The organism is Psychrobacillus mangrovi (genome assembly GCF_037104765.1).
GTDB lineage: Bacteria > Bacillota > Bacilli > Bacillales_A > Planococcaceae > Psychrobacillus > Psychrobacillus mangrovi.
This window is the reverse complement of the sequence record NZ_JBAWSY010000021.1, coordinates 37190-56154: the sequence shown is the minus strand read 5'-3', so window position 1 is coordinate 56154 and position 18965 is coordinate 37190. Positions and strand designations below refer to the sequence as shown.

Annotated in this window: 21 protein-coding genes and 1 rRNA gene; 21 read left to right on the top strand and 1 reads right to left on the bottom strand. The window is 35.9% G+C overall.

Translation table 11 applies throughout. The features are described from left to right. Nucleotides 1-10: 10 nt before the first annotated feature. The 11 genes from rrf (at nt 11) to rsmI (ending at nt 8113) form a co-directional block, all read left to right on the top strand. Nucleotides 11-126: ribosomal RNA gene (rrf, locus tag WAX74_RS18195) — 5S ribosomal RNA — on the top strand. Between the two features lie 865 nt (nt 127-991). Then, nucleotides 992-2413 carry an aminotransferase class I/II-fold pyridoxal phosphate-dependent enzyme gene (locus tag WAX74_RS18190; protein ID WP_336499083.1) on the top strand — a complete coding sequence of 474 codons (1422 nt, stop codon included), beginning with the start codon at nt 992-994 and terminating at the stop codon, nt 2411-2413. 2 nt (nt 2414-2415) lie between these two features. Next, the gene (gene tmk / locus WAX74_RS18185; RefSeq protein WP_336499082.1) at nt 2416-3057 is read left to right on the top strand and encodes a dTMP kinase; all 642 of its coding nucleotides are present in this window, start codon (nt 2416-2418) and stop codon (nt 3055-3057) included. A 48-nt stretch (nt 3058-3105) separates the two neighbouring features. Continuing rightward, nucleotides 3106-3435 carry a cyclic-di-AMP receptor gene (locus WAX74_RS18180; protein ID WP_142643831.1) on the top strand — a complete coding sequence of 110 codons (330 nt, stop codon included), beginning with the start codon at nt 3106-3108 and terminating at the stop codon, nt 3433-3435. Nucleotides 3436-3459: 24 nt separating this feature from the next. Then, on the top strand, nt 3460-3900 hold the full coding sequence (locus tag WAX74_RS18175; RefSeq protein ID WP_336499081.1) for a YaaR family protein: 441 nt from the start codon (nt 3460-3462) through the stop codon (nt 3898-3900). 72 nt (nt 3901-3972) lie between these two features. Further along, nucleotides 3973-4980 carry a DNA polymerase III subunit delta' gene (gene holB / locus WAX74_RS18170; RefSeq protein ID WP_336499080.1) on the top strand — a complete coding sequence of 336 codons (1008 nt, stop codon included), beginning with the start codon at nt 3973-3975 and terminating at the stop codon, nt 4978-4980. Next, nucleotides 4973-5803, top strand: a complete 831-nt coding sequence (locus WAX74_RS18165) for a PSP1 domain-containing protein (protein WP_336499079.1) — start codon at nt 4973-4975, stop codon at nt 5801-5803. Before holB ends, WAX74_RS18165 begins: the two co-directional genes overlap by 8 nt. A 9-nt stretch (nt 5804-5812) precedes the next feature. After that, nucleotides 5813-6175: a DNA replication initiation control protein YabA gene (yabA, locus tag WAX74_RS18160; protein ID WP_336499078.1), complete on the top strand. Its 363-nt coding sequence runs from the start codon at nt 5813-5815 to the stop codon at nt 6173-6175. Nucleotides 6176-6236: 61 nt separating this feature from the next. Then, nucleotides 6237-6983, top strand: coding sequence for a tRNA1(Val) (adenine(37)-N6)-methyltransferase (locus tag WAX74_RS18155; RefSeq protein WP_336499077.1), 747 nt, complete (start codon nt 6237-6239; stop codon nt 6981-6983). Continuing rightward, nucleotides 6970-7272, top strand: coding sequence for a GIY-YIG nuclease family protein (locus WAX74_RS18150; RefSeq protein WP_336499076.1), 303 nt, complete (start codon nt 6970-6972; stop codon nt 7270-7272). Before WAX74_RS18155 ends, WAX74_RS18150 begins: the two co-directional genes overlap by 14 nt. Beyond that, nucleotides 7235-8113 (top strand): 16S rRNA (cytidine(1402)-2'-O)-methyltransferase, encoded by an 879-nt coding sequence (gene rsmI / locus WAX74_RS18145; protein ID WP_336499075.1) that lies wholly within the window; start codon nt 7235-7237, stop codon nt 8111-8113. Before WAX74_RS18150 ends, rsmI begins: the two co-directional genes overlap by 38 nt. A 59-nt stretch (nt 8114-8172) precedes the next feature. Here rsmI and WAX74_RS18140 read toward each other — a convergent pair whose 3' ends face one another. After that, nucleotides 8173-8448, bottom strand: a complete 276-nt coding sequence (locus WAX74_RS18140) for an AbrB/MazE/SpoVT family DNA-binding domain-containing protein (protein ID WP_142540905.1) — start codon at nt 8446-8448, stop codon at nt 8173-8175. Between the two features lie 344 nt (nt 8449-8792). Here WAX74_RS18140 and metG point away from each other — a divergent pair, with 344 nt between their 5' ends. The 10 genes from metG (at nt 8793) to WAX74_RS18090 (ending at nt 17751) form a co-directional block, all read left to right on the top strand. Next, the gene (gene metG / locus WAX74_RS18135) at nt 8793-10751 is read left to right on the top strand and encodes a methionine--tRNA ligase (protein ID WP_336499074.1); all 1959 of its coding nucleotides are present in this window, start codon (nt 8793-8795) and stop codon (nt 10749-10751) included. Between the two features lie 200 nt (nt 10752-10951). Continuing rightward, a complete protein-coding gene (locus tag WAX74_RS18130; RefSeq protein WP_336499073.1) occupies nt 10952-11722 on the top strand; it encodes a TatD family hydrolase in 771 nt (256 codons plus the stop codon). Nucleotides 11723-11854: 132 nt separating this feature from the next. Beyond that, on the top strand, nt 11855-13066 hold the full coding sequence (locus WAX74_RS18125) for a ubiquitin-like domain-containing protein (protein ID WP_336499072.1): 1212 nt from the start codon (nt 11855-11857) through the stop codon (nt 13064-13066). A 158-nt stretch (nt 13067-13224) separates the two neighbouring features. Beyond that, entirely contained in the window at nt 13225-13785 is a 561-nt protein-coding gene (gene rnmV / locus WAX74_RS18120) for a ribonuclease M5 (RefSeq protein ID WP_336499071.1), read from the top strand. 3 nt (nt 13786-13788) lie between these two features. Beyond that, nucleotides 13789-14667: a 16S rRNA (adenine(1518)-N(6)/adenine(1519)-N(6))-dimethyltransferase RsmA gene (gene rsmA, locus WAX74_RS18115; RefSeq protein WP_336499070.1), complete on the top strand. Its 879-nt coding sequence runs from the start codon at nt 13789-13791 to the stop codon at nt 14665-14667. Between the two features lie 154 nt (nt 14668-14821). Further along, complete coding sequence (gene veg, locus WAX74_RS18110) at nt 14822-15085, top strand: biofilm formation stimulator Veg (protein WP_053591096.1); 264 nt, start codon at nt 14822-14824, stop codon at nt 15083-15085. Between the two features lie 163 nt (nt 15086-15248). Then, nucleotides 15249-15422, top strand: coding sequence for a small, acid-soluble spore protein, alpha/beta type (locus tag WAX74_RS18105; protein WP_336499069.1), 174 nt, complete (start codon nt 15249-15251; stop codon nt 15420-15422). Nucleotides 15423-15628: 206 nt separating this feature from the next. Then, a complete protein-coding gene (gene ispE, locus WAX74_RS18100) occupies nt 15629-16495 on the top strand; it encodes a 4-(cytidine 5'-diphospho)-2-C-methyl-D-erythritol kinase (RefSeq protein ID WP_336499068.1) in 867 nt (288 codons plus the stop codon). A gap of 55 nt (nt 16496-16550) precedes the next feature. After that, nucleotides 16551-17402: a pur operon repressor gene (gene purR / locus WAX74_RS18095; protein ID WP_336499067.1), complete on the top strand. Its 852-nt coding sequence runs from the start codon at nt 16551-16553 to the stop codon at nt 17400-17402. Continuing rightward, entirely contained in the window at nt 17380-17751 is a 372-nt protein-coding gene (locus tag WAX74_RS18090; protein WP_336499066.1) for a RidA family protein, read from the top strand. The genes purR and WAX74_RS18090 overlap by 23 nt, the downstream gene beginning before the upstream one ends. The last annotated feature ends 1214 nt before the right edge of the window (nt 17752-18965 follow it).

Here is an 18965-nt window from a genome sequence, read left to right as displayed (position 1 = left end):
AGCCGAAGAGTCTAGTGATGATGGCGAAGAGGTCACACCCGTTCCCATACCGAACACGGAAGTTAAGCTCTTCAGCGCCGATGGTAGTTGGGGGTCTCCCCCTGTGAGAGTAGGACGTCGCTGGGCATCAAGAAGTCGTCACCGAGTAATCGGTGGCGGCTTTTTTTGTTCTAGAAAAACAGGCCGAAGGCAAATGGATAAGTAAGTATATATGTATGCGAGAAAGTAGAGGAGCAAAGACTGCGGCTGACGAAGAAATCTGCCGCTCATCTGCTTTCGCAGCCCGAAACATGGAAGTGAAGTTCACGCGCCGATGGTAGTTGGGGGTCTCCACCTGCGAGAGTAGGACGTCGCTGGGCATCAAGAAGTCGTCACCGAGTAATCGGTGGTGGCTTTTTTCTATTAAAAAATGGTCGAAGGCAAAGTTAAGCGCATAGCGAGAAAGTAGGGAAACTTAGGAGGGAAATAGAGAGTGGAATCTCAGAGGAAGTAAACTCTTACAGTGAGAAACAGTTGCTTTCAAGGACTAATTGTTTACTTTCGTAATCTCCTTAGTTGCTTATACAACTCATTTAGTTGCTCTACAGAAAAACTAGTCTCCCTTATCCATATTTTTACTAAAATTCTCAATCAAGAATTGATTACCGAGTAATTTGTAGTTACTTTTTTATTTAAATTGATGAATGGTCTCGATTTCACATGAATTGGTCTCGAATTAAAGAATTTAGTCTCGGAATTGTTCAAAATAGTCTCGGTTTCGGTAAAATTGGTCTCTTACTGCTCGTAAATGGAAATTTTATTACGGTATTAGACTATAACAATCAATAATTATCATATATTGATGACTTAAACACTAGTAATCATATCCTATAGTATAATGGTCATCTCTTTTACAACAAGTTCGTTACAGAAGTGAATTTAAAACCGTCTGCTTGATTGTTCATGTATAATAGAGAAAGGAAATATGAACGAAATAGTGGGGTAATAATGAATGCAGGAGAAACGTCCATTAGTTGAAGCAATGGAAAAATTTCATAAACAAAAAAGTGTATCCTTTCATGTGCCCGGACATAAAAATGGACTTTTATCGAATTTGCCTGGTACTTTGAAAGAGAGTATGCAGTATGACTTTACGGAGCTTACTGGATTAGATGATTACCATCACCCTGAAGGAGCTATAAAAGAGGCAGAGAAACTTCTAGCTACGGCATATGAAGCTCAGAGTAGCTTTTTCCTAGTGAATGGCACAACTGTAGGAAATCTAGCTATGATTTATGCTACTTGTCAGTTCGGAGAGCAAATTATTGTTCAGAGAAATGCGCATAAATCAATTTTCCATGCAATTGAATTAGTCGGAGCAGAACCTATTTTTGTAACTCCTGAATGGGATGAAAGAACAAAAACAGCATCCTTTGTTTCTGAAGAAATTATACATAAAGCACTGGTGGCATACCCTCATGCTAAAGCAGTTGTGCTCACATATCCCAATTATTATGGTGTTGCTTCTTCTGAAATAGATAGCATTATCAAATTATGTCATGCAAACAATATTCCAGTACTTGTGGATGAAGCTCATGGTGCTCATTTTCATGTAAATAGAGGCTTTCCGAAATCAGCACTAGAATGCGGAGCTGACGTAGTTGTTCAATCGGCACATAAAACATTACCTGCGCTAACAATGGGTTCCTTTTTACATGTTAATTCTGCCTTAATCGATTCTAAAAAAATTAATAATTACTTGAGGATGCTACAATCTAGCAGCCCATCCTATCTTTTGTTAGCTTCTTTAGATGATGCTAGGAGCTATGTAGAGAGGTACAATGAGATAGATTTTAAACATTTTATGTATAAAAGAAAAATGTTTATTGAGGCTTTAGAAGCAGTTATGCATTTAGAAATTGTACAAGTAGATGATCCGCTTAAATTATTAATTCGAGTAGATAAATATTCGGGTTTTCAAATACAGAAAGTGTTGGAACAGCAGAATATTTATGTTGAATTAGCGGATACTTATCAAGTATTAATGATATTGCCTTTATTAAAAGTGGAGCATGAGTATCCTTTTGCGGAAATCAGAAAGAGGATAAAGCATGCAGTAGATGAGTTACGGAAAGAAACTCCAAACAGTTCAATGATAACTCAATTTGTAAAACAAAATTCTATTTCGACATTACATATGAATATTGGTTTATTAAATGAAAAATTAGGCGAATGGGTTCCATATGTACGAGCTGCAGGGCGAATATCAAAAGCAAGTGTTATACCGTATCCACCAGGAATTCCATTAATGGTACCAGGAGAGAAAATAACGATAGCAATGCTGACGGATTTAGAGGAATGGATGAATAAAGGTGCATTATTTCAAGGTCATCATCGCCTAGATGAAAAGTTAATTTATGTAGTGGAGGAGTAATTGTGAAGAAAAAAGGGTATTTTATTTCTAGTGAGGGTCCTGAAGGTGCTGGGAAAACCACCGTCATGAATTTACTAGGTAATAAATTAATAGAAGAAGGCTATGATGTTGTTATGACTAGAGAGCCTGGCGGGATAATGATTTCCGAAAAAATTAGAAACATAATTTTAGATAATAAGCATACAATGATGGATAGCCGTACAGAAGCTTTATTATATGCTGCAGCTAGAAGACAGCATTTAGTTGAAAAAGTACAACCTGCCCTAGAGGAAGGTAAAATCGTTATTTGTGATCGCTTTATTGATAGCTCGCTTGCTTATCAAGGGTATGCGAGAGGAATAGGTGTAGAAGAGATATTAGCGATTAATAAGTTTGCAATTGGTTCAACAATGCCAGATAAAACAATTCTTTTTGATATTGAACCAAGTGTGGGGCTAGCAAGAATTAATGCGCATGATGACCGAGAAAAAAACCGTTTAGATGTAGAGAGTTTAGCTTTTCATCAAAAAGTAAGAGAAGGGTATTTATCACTTGTAGATAAATACCCAGAACGGATTGAACGGGTTGATGCGTCACTTTCATTAGAAGAAGTATTAAAAAAAGTGTATAAAGTTATAAAACGGGAATTAGAAGTTATTAGATAATTCATGTTATAATAAAAAGAAGAAAAAAAATAATAGGGGTGAGTATCGATGAAATTGATAGTAGCGGTTGTGCAGGATCAGGATAGTAATCGATTGTCTAATGCTTTAACAAAAGCAAAGTTTAGAGCAACAAAACTTGCGAGTACAGGTGGGTTTTTACGATCTGGGAATACTACATTTTTAATCGGTACCGATGACTCGTTAGTATCTTCAGCCTTAGAGTTAATAAGAGACAATTGTAGAGCACGTGAGCAAATGGTTGCCCCTGTTTCTCCAATGGGAGGAAACGCGGATTCATATATTCCATATCCCGTAGAAGTGGAAGTTGGAGGAGCTACGGTATTTGTTCTACCGATTGAACAATTCCATCATTTTTAATAATGAGGGAAGGGGTAGAAAAAATTGAAAATTAATCAAGACTTACGAGTAGGTATGGATAAAATTCGAAAAGATACCACTCTAAACAATACACAGTCTGCAAAGTTTGGACAAATGGTAGTAAAACATGATCAAAAAATGCAGACTGAAACACTGACCAGGTTATTAGGAGACATTTCAACGGCGGGCGATCGCCTTGCACGTTCAAGAAATTTACGTGATATGGCAAAATTTAAAATGCTAATACGAAAATTTTTACAGGAAGCCGTGGATTTTGGGATGGGATTAAAACAATCGCATACTTGGAATCGATTTGGTGAAGGTAGAAAACTGAAAATTGTTGAGACAATTGATGAAAAATTAGTAGAGTTAGCTGAAGAGATTCTAAATCAAGAGAAAAGCTCCATAGATCTATTAGATAAAATAGGAGAGATAAAGGGTCTACTCATTAATCTATACACGTAGATTTCCCGTGTTTTCGCAATACGCGAGACACGGGATTTTTTCAAGACTATTTGACAAGAGAGGGTGATGAACATGGAAGAATGGTCAATAGAAGGAATAGAAAGTTTGCAACCTTTCGTTATTAAGCAGATACAATCTATTGTAACGAAAAATCGAATAGGACATGCTTATATAATTGATGGAGCAAAGGGAACCGGAAAAACAAAAGTAATGCAATTTTTTGTTCAACTCGTTTTATGTGAAAAACCGATAGAAAATGTTCCATGTGAAACATGTCGATCTTGCAAAAGACTAAAATCTAATAATCATTTAAATTTTATGCATCTAGAACCTGATGGACAATTTATTAAAAGAGGTCAGATTGATGAATTGATCCATGAGATGAGTAAAACTGCTATTGAAACTGGACGCAAAATATATGTCATTCAACAAGCAGATCAGTTAAATTCTAGTGCAGCAAATACATTGCTAAAATTTTTAGAAGAACCACAGAGTGAGATTACGGCAATCCTTTTAACAGATAAAGTCCATGCACTAATTCCAACAATTCGGTCTAGATGCCAGCAAATCAGCTTGGCTTCAATGCCACAATCTATTTTAAAACAGAGGTTAATAGATAAAGGTATTACAGATTCGATGGCTTCTACAGTGTGCAGAATGACTAACCAAGTAGATGAAGCAATTGAATTAGCGAAAGACGAGCATTTTGGACTTGCTAGGAAATCAGTGTTAAAATTGGTTGAAGCAAGTGGTAAAAGTGTTCAAGATGCACTAATGTGTATTCATGAGGATTTTGGTCCACTTCTCAAAGAAAAAGAGCATGCTGAACAAGCATTAGATTTACTACTGTTCGCTTATCGTGATATAGTAGCAATAAAAGCAAGTCCATTATCAGAATGTACTTATCCGGACATGAACCATTATTGGAAACAAGTTGCACTACATTCAACATATGAGCAACTTTCTCAACAGTTAGAAACAATTTTACATGCAAAACAAAATTTGCATAGAAATATGAACCGGACATTGATGATGGAGCAATTAATGCTAAACTTGCAGGAGGGAAATACTTTTGTATAATGTTGTAGGAGTTCGCTTTAAAAAGGCGGGTAAAATATATTATTTTGATCCAGTGGATTTTCATTTAGATAAAGATGACTATGTCATTGTAGAAACTGCTAGAGGTGTAGAGTACGGTAAAGTTGTTGTACCAATCAAGCAGGTGGGTGACCATGATGTCGTACTTCCATTAAAGCAAGTAGTTAGACCTTCGACTGAAAAAGATCGAATTCAAGTGGAAGAAAATAGATTAGAATCTGCCCAGGCTCTAGCCTTAGGGACAGAAAAGATTTTAGAAAGAGAACTAGAAATGAAACTTGTGGATGTTGAATATACATTTGACAGAAACAAGATTATTTTTTACTTTACTGCAGAAGGAAGAGTAGATTTTCGCGATTTAGTAAAAGACTTGGCTTCAGTTTTTAGAACTCGAATCGAATTACGACAAATTGGAGTTCGGGACGAAGCAAAAATGTTAGGTGGCATTGGCCCATGTGGTCGTATGCTTTGTTGTTCAACATTTTTAGGAGATTTTGAACCAGTTTCGATCAAAATGGCGAAAGATCAAAACTTATCATTGAATCCTTCTAAGATTTCCGGACTATGCGGTCGACTCATGTGTTGTTTAAAATATGAAAACGATGAATATGAGACAGCAAGAGAGCAAATGCCGGATATTGGCGATAAAGTTGAAACGCCAGATGGATTAGGTAAAGTAGTTAGCATGAACATTTTAGAAAGAGTATTACGTATAGAATTACATGATCCACAAAGAGTATTAGATTACACGTTAGAAGAAATAATAAACCATGCGGAAAATCCGGTACAATGGACGGGGCAATGAGGTGAATGTGTGATGGACCGTAATTTTTTTGATACAATTACAGAGTTTGAAAAACAATTAGAGTCCACGCAGCTGCAATTTCGCGCTTTAAAAGAATTTGTAGCGATAATGGTAGAAGAACGTCAAGCGCTGAAACAAGAGAATACTCACTTAAGACAAAGACTTGATGAAATGCACGAAAGAGAAATTTTACTAGAAAAAGCACAAGAAGAGAAAGACCGTTTAAGCAAAAAGGATATTGGAGAAGGTCATGACAACTTAGCACGACTTTACCAGGAAGGCTATCATGTATGTCATGTTCACTTCGGAAGCTCTCGAAAAGAAGAGGATTGTCTATTTTGCTTGTCATTTTTAAATAAACAAAACATCTAATCAAGGACTGATGCCACTCCAAGTGGGTGTCAGTCTTTTGTTTTGCTGGAGGAATAAAATAATGGAACAATGGTTAAAGGACGATGAACGACTCGATTATTTATTGGCAGAAGACTTGAGAATAATACAAAGTCCCTCAGTATTTTCTTTTTCTTTAGATGCTGTACTGCTTTCTAGATTTGCATATGTACCAATAAAAAGAGGAAAAATTGTCGACTTATGTACAGGTAATGGAGCAATCCCGTTATTTTTAAGCGCCAGAACAGAAGCGAAGATCATTGGAATTGAACTTCAAGAACGGCTAGCAGATATGGCAAAAAGAAGCGTTCAATATAATAAACTAGAGGAACAAATCACAATTTTAAAGGCCGATGTGAAAGGAATTTCTACTCAAATAGGTTCTGAAAAATATGATGTAGTGACCTGTAACCCACCTTATTTTCCTGCTCATGAAGCAAGCGAAAAGAATCTAAAAGAACATTTAGCTATAGCAAGACATGAGATACATCTTACATTGGATGAAGCGGTGAGTTCTGCAAGTGAATTATTAAAACAAGGTGGAAAAGCAGCATTTGTTCACCGGCCAGGAAGACTTTTAGACATCGTGACTTCCATGAGAAATAACCGTTTAGAACCAAAGCGTATTAGATTTGTATATCCGAAAGAAGGTAAGGAAGCGAATACCTTGCTAATAGAAGGAATAAAGGATGGCAAGCCAGATTTGAAAATCTTACCCCCTTTATATGTATATGGGGAGAACGGTGAATATACAGAAGAAGTGAAAGAGATGCTTTATGGAAAAGAATGAAAAAGTTCATACATTTTATGTGCTAGAATGTAGCGATGGGTCTTATTATGCGGGGTATACGAATGATTTAGAAAATAGGGTAAGTGTACATAATAAGGGCAAGGGAGCAAAATATACGCGCTCAAAACTCCCAGTATCGTGTATTTTCCATGAACAGTTTGAAACAAAACAAGAAGCCATGCAAGCGGAATATGCATTTAAGCAGCTAACAAGATTACAAAAGATTCAGTACATGGGAGGGCAATTAAAGGATGAAATCTCAAAAATCGACCGAACACGAACAGAGTAGCTGTTTATATTTAGTTGCAACACCTATCGGAAATTTAGAAGATATGACAATGCGAGCAATTCGAATATTAAAAGAAGTAGATATTATTGCTGCTGAAGATACTAGAAATACAAAAAAACTTTGTAATTATTTTGAGATATCCACGCCACTTATGAGCTATCATGACCACAATCAACAAGTAGGTGGTGAAAAAATATTGGATATTCTCCGACAAGGTAAGCGTGTTGCTTTGGTGAGTGATGCTGGTTTACCTTGCATTTCAGATCCTGGTGCAGACATTGCTGCAAAAGCGGTTGATGAAGGAATTGCAGTTATCCCTGTACCAGGGGCAAATGCAGCCCTTAGTGCGTTGATTGCTTCTGGATTGTCGACCCAACCATTTTTCTTTTATGGGTTCCTAAGTAGAAATAAAAAAGAACGAAAAGATGAGATTACAAAGATTCAAAAAAGACAAGAAACCATTATATTATACGAATCTCCCCATCGTTTGAAGGATTCCTTAAAAGATATGCAGGCATTGATGGATGGAAATAGAAAGATTGTACTTGCTAGAGAACTGACGAAAAAGTTTGAGGAGTTTTTAAGAGGTACAATTGACGACGCAGTAACTTGGGCAGAACAATCCGAAATCCGTGGGGAATTTTGCATTGTGTTAGAAGGAACAGATGAAGAGCATGTAGATGATTTAGAATCTCCTTGGTGGGAAACTTTGAGTATTGAAGAACACGTAAACAATATAATGGAAGAAAAGCAATGTACTTCAAAAGAGGCGATAAAGGAAGTAGCCATTCAAAGAGGATTATCGAAGAGAGAAATTTACCAAAGTTATCATGTGAAATGAATATTAATCTATTAAACAAGAAAACATCCGTATGCCAAAAAGGTTACGGATGTTTATTATTATTTTAAGTTGTTTTGAATTTCTTTAATAAGTAATTCTGCACCTTCTGGGCTTAAAATTAATTTTCCTCCAACGAGACGAAGGTTGTCGTCTGAAACTTCACCAGTTACGGCACAAGTCATGTTTGGCATATATTTTTTTAAGATAATTTTGTCATCATCTACATAAATCTCAAGAGCATCTTTTTCTGCAATTCCTAATGTACGACGAAGTTCAATTGGAATTACTACGCGTCCTAATTCATCAACTTTACGAACAATACCTGTAGATTTCATTATTAATTTTTTCCCCTCTCGCGAGTGCATTTTTTTCGTCAAGATTCGACATAAATCTCTTTGATGTAAACTATCATACCAAGTAATACCATTTCCGTCAATAATTAAATTGCTAGTAAATTATGATTTATAATAAAAAAATGCTAGAAAATCACCTTAAATAATAAAAAAACGTTATCTTTTTAGTGAAATAGGAATTATTTTGATATATTAACTATTATAATGCAATTCATAAATTAGACACCATTATTCGACAAATGGCTATATTCATTAATTAATTGAAACAATTTCTTCATTTCGATAGAATAAGGATAAAGTAGAACCAACATTGGAGGCACCTTACATTGAAAGATCAACAGAAAACATTTTATTTAACGACACCGATTTATTATCCAAGTGGAAAATTCCATATTGGTACTGCATATACAACGGTGGCATCAGATGCAATGGCACGGTACAAAAGACTTAGAGGTTATGATGTTCGTTTTCTAACAGGGATGGATGAACATGGGCAAAAAATTCAAGAAAAAGCCCAAGAAGCTGGTATGGAGCCTCAAGTATATGTAAATGAAATTGCAGAAGCTGCAAAAAAAGTATGGGCCTTAATGGATATTTCATATGATGATTTTATTCAAACAACAGAAGAACGTCATACAAAAGCTGTGGCAAAGATCTTCCAAAAATTTTTAGATAATGGCGATATTTATAAAGGGCAATACGAAGGTTGGTATTGTACTCCTTGTGAGTCGTTTTTTACTGAAACACAATTGGTAGATGGAAATTGTCCAGATTGCGGTCGCCCTGTCCATAAAGTAAAAGAGGAATCATATTTCTTTAATATGAAGAAATACGCCGATCGATTATTGGCTTACTATGAAGATAATGTACAATTTATTGAACCTGAATCTAGAAAAAATGAAATGATCAATAACTTTATCAAACCTGGCTTAGAGGATTTATCTGTTTCCAGAACCTCTTTTGACTGGGGAATCCGTGTTCCAGGAGATCCTAAGCACGTCATTTATGTATGGGTGGACGCGTTAACTAACTATATTACTTCACTTGGATATATGTCTGAGGACGATTCATTGTTCCAAAAATATTGGCCAGCAGATGTGCACGTAGTAGGAAAGGATATAGTACGTTTCCATACAATTTATTGGCCTATTTTTTTAATGGCTTTAGATTTACCACTTCCAAAAAAAGTGTTTGCTCATGGATTTATTATGATGAAAGACGGCAAAATGTCCAAATCAAAAGGGAATGTGGTTTATCCGGAAATGCTAGTAGAACGTTATGGTTTAGATGCAACACGCTACTTCTTATTGCGTGAGCTTCCCTTTGGACAAGATGGCGTATTTTCTCCAGAATCATTTGTAGAACGAACTAACTTCGATTTAGCAAATGATTTAGGTAATCTATTAAATAGAACTGTTTCCATGATTAATAAATACTTTGAAGGAAAAATTCCGACTAATTTAAGTGAATCTACTGAATTTGATAAAACCCTTCGAGACTTTGCAAAAGAAACAGTTGAAAAATATGAAACAAATATGGAAAAGATGCAATTTAGTGTTGTCTTAGGTGACTTATGGGCATTCATTTCCCGTACAAATAAGTACATCGATGAAACATCGCCGTGGGTTCTTGCAAAAGACGAAGCTTTGAAAGGGCAATTAGCTGCAGTAATGACTAATTTAGCAGAAAGCTTACGACAAATTGCTACACTAATCCAACCATTTATGACGAATAGCCCAAAAGATATTATTTCTCAGCTTGGTTTAAAAGAAGAACATTTGAGTTGGGAATACTTAGGTCAATTTAATGTAATTGAGGATGGAACAGCAGTCATTAAAACAGGAGTTCCGATTTTCCCTCGTTTAGAAGTTGACATTGAAGTTGCCTATATAAGGGAACAAATGAGAGGTTCTGTCCAAACTTCTCAAGAAGAGGAACAGCAGGAAGAAGAGACACAAGCCGAAGAAATTACGATCGATGATTTCTTCAAAGTAGATCTACGAGTTGCTACTGTTTTAGAATGTGATCCAGTTCCAAAAGCTGATAAATTGCTAAAACTACAACTAGATTTAGGATATGAAAAGCGACAAGTAGTTTCTGGAATTGCACAACATTATAAACCAGAAGATATTATTGGGAAGAAAGTAATTGTAGTAGCAAACTTGAAACCGGTAAAACTTAGAGGAGAATTGTCTCAAGGGATGATTCTTGCCGGGGAAAAGGACGGCTATTTAACATTAGCAACAGTGGATGAAAGACTTGAAAATGGAGCTCAAGTTAAATAATTTTACTAGGACCTATCACAAAATTTGTGATAGGTTTTTCTTTTTTAAAATAATATTTTAAAATACTATATCCCTTTAAATAAATTTGAATATTTTAACTAATAAGGTATTTAAGAGGGAACGGAATGCTAATAACGTGACTTTTTAATGCTGTTTTACTATTATGGATTGTAAATGTAACTTAGGGAGGGAATGAGAAAGTGTTTATAGATACTCATGTTCATTTAAATGCGGATCAATACGATGAGGATCTTCAAGAAGTAATTGATCGTGCTATAGAAGCAAAAGTACATAAAATGGTTGTAATAGGATTTGATCGAAAAACAATTGAACGCGCGATGAAGCTTGTAGAAGATTATTCATTTATTTATGCGGTAATCGGGTGGCATCCAGTAGATGCGATCGATTGCACAGAGGAAGATTTACAATGGATTGAAGAACTATCTTCTCATGAAAAGGTGGTAGGCATTGGAGAAATGGGATTGGATTATTATTGGGACAAATCACCTAAAGATATACAGCAAGCATTGTTCCGAAAACAAATACGTTTAGCTCAAAAAGTAAATTTACCGATTATCATACATAATCGCGAGGCAACAGAAGATGTTATTAGAATTTTGAAAGAAGAAGAAGCGCATCTAACCGGAGGGATCATGCATTGTTTTGGCGGAAGTGTAGAAACTGCAAAACAATGTATCGACATGAATTTTATGATTTCACTTGGTGGTCCCGTTACCTTCAAAAATGCCAAAAAACCTAAAGAGGTAGCAACTGAAATTCCACTAGATTATTTACTAATAGAAACAGATGCACCATATCTAGCACCACATCCCCATCGTGGAAAAAGAAATGAACCATCGCTTGTACCTCTAGTAGCAGAGGAAATAGCAAGATTAAAGGAGATTTCCATTGAGGAAGTAGCGGAAGTCACTACTAAAAATGCCGTGAAGTTTTTTAAGCTTTTTGATTAATAAATTGAACAACTTTAGATTCTAGTTTTAAAGACATTTTTAGCTTGTTTTGTTTGAATAAAAAATCTATAAGAGTTGACAAGCTGAAAAGTACTCTATATAATCACACGAGTGAACAAGGAGGCGTTTTTCATGTCAAAAAATACCATGAAAAACCTGTTCTTTCATTCATTGAGGAGCAAGCAAACATTAGTAACAGTAGCATCATTACTATTGTTTCTTGCAGTGGTTTCTTTCGTTTTATTCGAAGGAACAAAGAAAACCGTTGCTTTAACAGTGAACGGTGAACAACAAGAAATACTAACGCATGCAAATACAGTTGGAGAATTACTAGAACAAAATAATATAGTTTTTACCAACAAAGATTTTATAAAACCCTCAGTGAACACATCAATCGAAAATAATTTAGCGATTGAGTGGGAGCAGGCAAGACAAATAGAAATCACGGTGGATGGAAAAAATCAAACAATCACCACTACTGATGATTTAGTTTCAGAAATACTTGCAAAGGCTAATGTTCAAGTAAATGAACATGATGCAATAACACCTGCTGCAGATGCAGAGGTAGGACCGGATAACAAAATTGCAATCGAAAAAGCATTTGAAGTAGCACTATTAGATGGCAAGGAAGAGAAGAAGGTATGGTCCACTTCGACTACGGTCGCTGACTTTTTAAAACAAAATAACATTCAACTGAATGAATTCGACCGAGTGGAACGGAAAATGGATGAATTAGTAATTCCGAATTCTGTAATACAAGTAGTGCGAGTAGAAAAGGTCACCGATGTAGTTGAGGAAGAAACAAATTTTGCAGTTGAAACGAAAAAAGATGACTCGCTACTAAAAGGGAAAGAGAAAGTAGTGCAAACAGGGGAAAAAGGTTCTGTTTCACGAACATATGAAGTTGTAAAAGAAAATGGTAAAGAAGTATCTCGTAACGTAAAAAGTGAAAAAATTACAAAAGAGCCAACCAAAAAAGTCGTAGCAGTAGGGACAAAAGTCGTGACTGCTAGTGTTTCCCGTGGAGAAAATTCTTCATCTGACTCTACAGATGGAAAAGAGTTTTACGTAACTGCAACAGCTTATACGGCGAATTGTAACGGCTGTACTGGTGTAACAGCTACTGGTATTAATTTAAAATCCAATCCTAACGTAAAAGTCGTTGCGGTAGATCCTAGCGTTATACCACTTGGATCTAAGGTATGGGTGGAAGGCTATGGTTATGCAGTAGCAGGAGATACAGGTGGAGCGATTAAAGGAAACAAAATTGATTTATTCATACCATCTAAATCGCAAGCCTATGAATTCGGCCGTAAAAAAGTACGAATAAAAATATTAGATTAACTTAATTTATTGTAATATTTTTTCCAACGAGCTTTTCGCAGGTGCGAATGCTTCGTGATGTATTTGATTTATGAAATAGCTTTCCCTTTCGTTGATTGGGGAAGCTTTTTTGCGTTATGATAGAAAGCAGTAGGAAGAATAGAAAAGAGGAAGTATGTTTGCGAATAAAAGAGGTTATAGTCGTAGAAGGAAAAGATGATACAACTGCAATTAAACGATCTGTTGAAGCAGATACTATAGAGACGAATGGTTCTGCAATATCCAAGGAGACACTTGTTAAAATTATGCATGCGCAAGAAAAAAGAGGAGTAATTGTTTTTACGGATCCAGATTATCCAGGGAGACGAATACGCGCTATAATCGAAGAACATGTACCGGGAGTAAAACATGCCTTTCTTTCAAAAGAAAAAACAATTGCTAAGAATGGAAAAGGGTTAGGAATTGAACACGCGAAAAAGGAAGATATTCAACAGGCACTTGCCAATGTCTATACGCCTAGATCTGAACTGGATGTAGTACCTGAAATTCCTTTAGAAATTTTAGTCGAGGGACAATTGATTGGGCATCCAAACTCAAAAGAACGAAGAACAAAACTTGGTGAACTATTGAAAATAGGATATACAAATGGAAAGCAATTACAAAAGCGTCTTTCTATTTTTCAAATAAGCAGACAGCAGCTTGAGGAAGCAATCTTGCAGCTCAATATGGAGGATAAATAATTTATGCAAAAAGATATAGCTACGCCAATTCGAACGCAAGAAATATTAAAAAAGTATGGTTTTTCCTTTAAAAAAAGCTTAGGTCAAAACTTTATAATTGATCCAAATATTTTGCGAAATATTGTGGGGCATGCTGACATCACTAAAGATTCTGCAGCGATTGAAATTGGACCGGGTATAGGAGCACTAACTGAACATTTAGCAAGAGCCGCAGGAAAGGTTGTTGCATTTGAAATAGACCAAAGATTGCTTCCTGTTTTAGAAGATACACTTTCTCCTTATGATAATGTAAAAATTATTCATTCAGATATTTTGGAAGCAAATGTGAAGCAAATATTAGAGGAAAAATTGACGGATTATAAAGATGTCATGATAGTGGCGAACTTACCCTATTATGTTACTACTCCAATATTGTTGAAGCTACTGATGGACCGTCTACCTATACGTGGAATGGTTGTGATGATGCAAAAAGAAGTGGCTGATCGAATTACAGCTGTTCCAGGTACAAAAGCTTATGGTTCACTTTCTATTGCTATTCAATACTATATGAAGGCTGAAGTGGCAATGGTTGTTCCTAGGGCGGTTTTCATGCCACAACCAAATGTAGAATCAGCAGTTATTAAGCTTACTCGCCATGAGACACCACCAGTTCATGTTATAGATGAAGATTTCTTGTTTCAAGTATCAAGAGGGTCTTTTGTTCAAAGAAGAAAAACAATTATTAATAATCTACAGTCCTCTTTACCAAATGGCAAGGAAAAGAAGGAAATCATCATTCAATCTTTAGAAAAAGTTAATATAAATCCAACAAGACGAGGAGAAACCTTGTCTATTGAAGAATTTGGCCGTTTAGCAGATGAGCTATATCCTTATTTTCATTAATTTTACTTGTTACAATATTAGTACTGTTTATAAAAAAATCTATATTAAAAACGAGAAAAATATATTGACAAGTATGTATCATGATTGTTAAAATGTTTTGTTTGACAAAAATATAAATAGATGTTATATTAATATTCAGTGAGGTGTAAGCAGAATGCCAAAAACTTTAGCTGATATTAAAAAGTCATTAGATCATCATTTAGGCAAACGTTTGCAATTAAAAGCAAACGGAGGACGAAAGAAAACGATCGAACGTGCTGGTGTCTTAAGAGAAACTTATCATGCCGTATTCGTTATCGATTTGGATCAAGATGAAAATTCTTTTGAACGTGTATCTTATAGTTATGCAGACATTTTGACAGAAGCAGTAGAAATCACTATTTTTGACGAAGCAAATAATTTAATAGTTGTAAAATGATTTTTTAGAACTTTTATTTTTACTTTTATATTCGAAAGAAACTCCTTTTTCATTCATTTGAATGGAAGAGGGGTTTTTTTCTGTTTATGGCACATACTAAGTAAGCTAGTTGTTCATCTGAAACAAATTCGCTTTAGCGTATTTGAAAGGGAGGATTCACCACATGGCTAGAAGAGGTATTATGTCTAATGAATTAAAAGAAGAGATAGCAAAAGATCTTGGAATTTATGATGTAGTCAAGACCGAGGGCTGGGGTGGAATTAAATCACGTGACGCTGGTAATATGGTAAAACGAGCAATTGAAATGGCTGAACAACAAATGAAGTCACCAAAATAGATTGTATTGTTCCAAAAAAAGCAAGCGAGATCCATTAGGTAACAACTAGCACTTAAAAAGGGCGGAGAAATCCGCCTTTTCTTTTATATAAGATATGCAGGCTAATCTTTTTGACTTCAACTACTAGGAACTCCAATAAGTATTCCGCTTTTTAGATGCACTATGGTAGAATAGTGGACAACATAAGTTTAAAAGGAGCAGAAGGAATGTACTATGTAAAAGCACCTGCTAAAATAAATTTAACACTCGATGTCTTGAATAAACGTTCCGATGGTTATCATGAAGTTGAAATGATCATGACAACAGTCGATTTGGCAGACCGTATAGGATTAGAGTTAAGAGAAGATGGAAAAATACATATACTATCCGTTGACAGATTTGTTCCGAATGATTATCGAAATCTAGCATATCAAGCAGCCAAGCTATTAAAAGAAATGTATTCTATTCAATCTGGAGTAACAATAAAGATTGAAAAAAATATTCCTGTGGCAGCTGGACTCGCTGGAGGCAGTAGTGATGCGGCGGCAACTTTGAGAGGGCTAAATACGCTATGGGGATTAGGGTTGTCCTTAGATGAACTCGCGCAAATCGGAACAAAAATAGGATCAGACGTTGCATTTTGTGTGTATGGTGGAACAGCTCTTGCTACAGGACGCGGGGAAAAGATTCAAGAGCTTCCATCTCCTGCAAACTGCTGGATTATACTTGCTAAACCTACATTAGGAGTTTCTACAGCAGACGTGTATGGGAAGTTAAATTTAAATAGAATGAAACATCCTGATACGAAGAAAATGATTGAAGCAATTGAAACGAAGGATTTTGAAAAAATGTGTGCTTCTGTTGGAAATGTGCTGGAGAGCGTCACATTAAAACTATATCCAGAGGTTGCTGGTTTAAAAGAACAAATGCAAAAATTTGGTGCTGACGCTGTTTTGATGAGTGGTAGTGGTCCAACGGTATTTGGAATAGTACAACAAGAATCCAGAGTACAAAGAATATATAACGGTCTGCGTGGTTTTTGCGACGAAGTTTATGCAGTTCGTTTAATAGGTGAACGAGATTCACTTGCTTAAATGCGGATGATTGTGATAAGTTTTCATTAAAACATTCGTGTTTGGAGGTGAGTGGATGAAGTGGAAAAGAAGTGAACGACTTGTTGACATGACGCAATACTTAATGGAACATCCCCATAAATTAATTCCTTTAACGTTTTTTGCAACTTTGTATCAATCTGCCAAGTCCTCTATTAGTGAAGACTTAACGATTATAAAAGCAACTTTTGAAGAAAGAGGAAGAGGATTACTCATTACAGTCCCTGGAGCAGCAGGTGGTGTAAAATTTATTCCTACTATGACCGGTAAAGATGTAAAGGAAATAACTGCAGAGTTAATGGAGCAGCTTTCAAAATCGGAGCGTTTATTGCCTGGAGGATATCTGTACATGACAGATTTACTTGGAAATCCCTCTTTAATGAATAAGGTAGGTAAAATATTTGCATCTGCTTTTGCGCATGAAAAAATAGATGCCATTATGACAGTTGCTACAAAAGGTATCTCCATTGCACATGCAATTGCAAGACATTTAAATGTTCCTGTTGTAGTAGTGCGACGAGACAGCAAGGTAACAGAAGGTCCAACGGTAAGTATAAACTATGTATCTGGATCGGCGAGACGTATTCAAACGATGGTCCTTTCAAAAAGAAGTATGGAAAAAGGCCAACGGGTATTAATCACAGATGACTTTATGAAAGTCGGAGGAACGATTAATGGAATGAAGAGTTTATTAGAGGAATTTAACTGTGAGCTTGCAGGTATTGCTGTATTAGTTGAGGCGGAGCATGAAGGTGAGCAACTTGTGGATGATTATTTATCTCTAATAAAGTTACATGAAGTAAATGAAAAAGATGGTACAATTGCTTTAGCAGAAGGAAACTATTTTGAGAAGGGTGGAAATCTTAATGAAAGCAGTAACAACAACTAATGCACCGGCAGCTATTGGTCCATATGTACAAGGAGTAATTGTAAACGGGATGTTTTATAGCTCTGGACAAATTCCATTAACTCCACAAGGGGAAGTAGTAGAGGGTTCTATTACGGAACAAACTGCACAAGTTTTTGCTAATTTGGAAGCTGTACTTACGGAAGCAGGCTCTTCTTTATCAAACGTTGTTAAAACACTTGTGTTTTTAAAAGATATGAATGATTTTGCTGAATTTAACGAAGCATATGAAAAGCATTTTGCGGGACATAAACCAGCTCGTTCAGCTGTGGAAGTAGCGAGACTACCAAAAGACGTTAAAGTTGAAATAGAAGTAATAGCAGTAGTATAAACATAAAGTATGCCTTCTTCGGAAAGCATACTTTTTTTATTTAATCATTGTTGCTAATAAAGAATTGAATAGATATACCCTAATCTATAAGCATTCGCGCTGGCCACACGTCTGCATGAGCCGCTGCATGCGCCAGCGCATTTTGCTGTCTCATACGGCACGTCATGCGGCTGGCAAGGCGCGAATGCAAGAGACCCCTATTAGATAGGTCGAATTCTATTCTATTTAAGGTTTGACAATAAAAAGTCCGAATACAGATTTTGATTAAATTCTTACTGTATAAACAAAATTTTCAGGATGTGCGGCAAGCGTATATCCATGTTTCAGCTTACTAAATACAAAAATATATATAGAATTTGAAAATAGTACATCACCAACTATAGGCAATAGCGCTGTCTGCAAAAATATTTACTTATCTCATACGAACGTCATGTGCAAGTGCTAATTTAATTCTCATCTTAATTGGAAAATGAGATTCTATTAGGATTTCAACAGTTCTGAATTTCGCATCCTGAGTATATTTCTTACTGTATCCATAGGCATTTTCAGGATGTGCGCCTTACACGCCGCAAGAGCGCGAAGAATGAGACCCCGAAAAGGATGTGGGAGTGACGAAGGAACGACTCATCCTGCGGAGGCTCATGCGAAGCGTGCGGCAAGCGCACATCCGTGTTTAAGAGAATATGTATAGACTTTGAACATGTTACCTCAGCAACTATAGGAAATCGTACTATTCGCAAAAGTATTTACTAATCTCATAAGGCACGCCATGCTGCTAGTGCCAATTTCTTATCTTAATTAGTAAAATGAGATTCTATTAGAATTTATATAATCAACTATTTTGAATAGCTAATCTTACATTTATTTTTTAATGTATCCACGGGCGTTTTCAGGATGTGCGCCTTACACGCCGCAAGAGCGCGAAGAATGGGACCCCGTAAAGGATGTGGGAGTGACGAAGGAACGACTCATCCTGCGGAGGCTCATGCGAAGCGTGCGGCAGCGCACATCCGTGTATCTCTACTCATTCTATAAAGCGCTCAGAGATTATAAATAGCAAAGTCAAATATTATTAAACTAACAGACTCAATTTATAGTAAATATTAATAAAAATTAATTAATAAATTAAATGGGTAAATATGGGTTGATAGTAAAATAATCTAACTATTTTATAATATTAAAAAGATTCATAAAAGAAGAAGGATATTTATAAG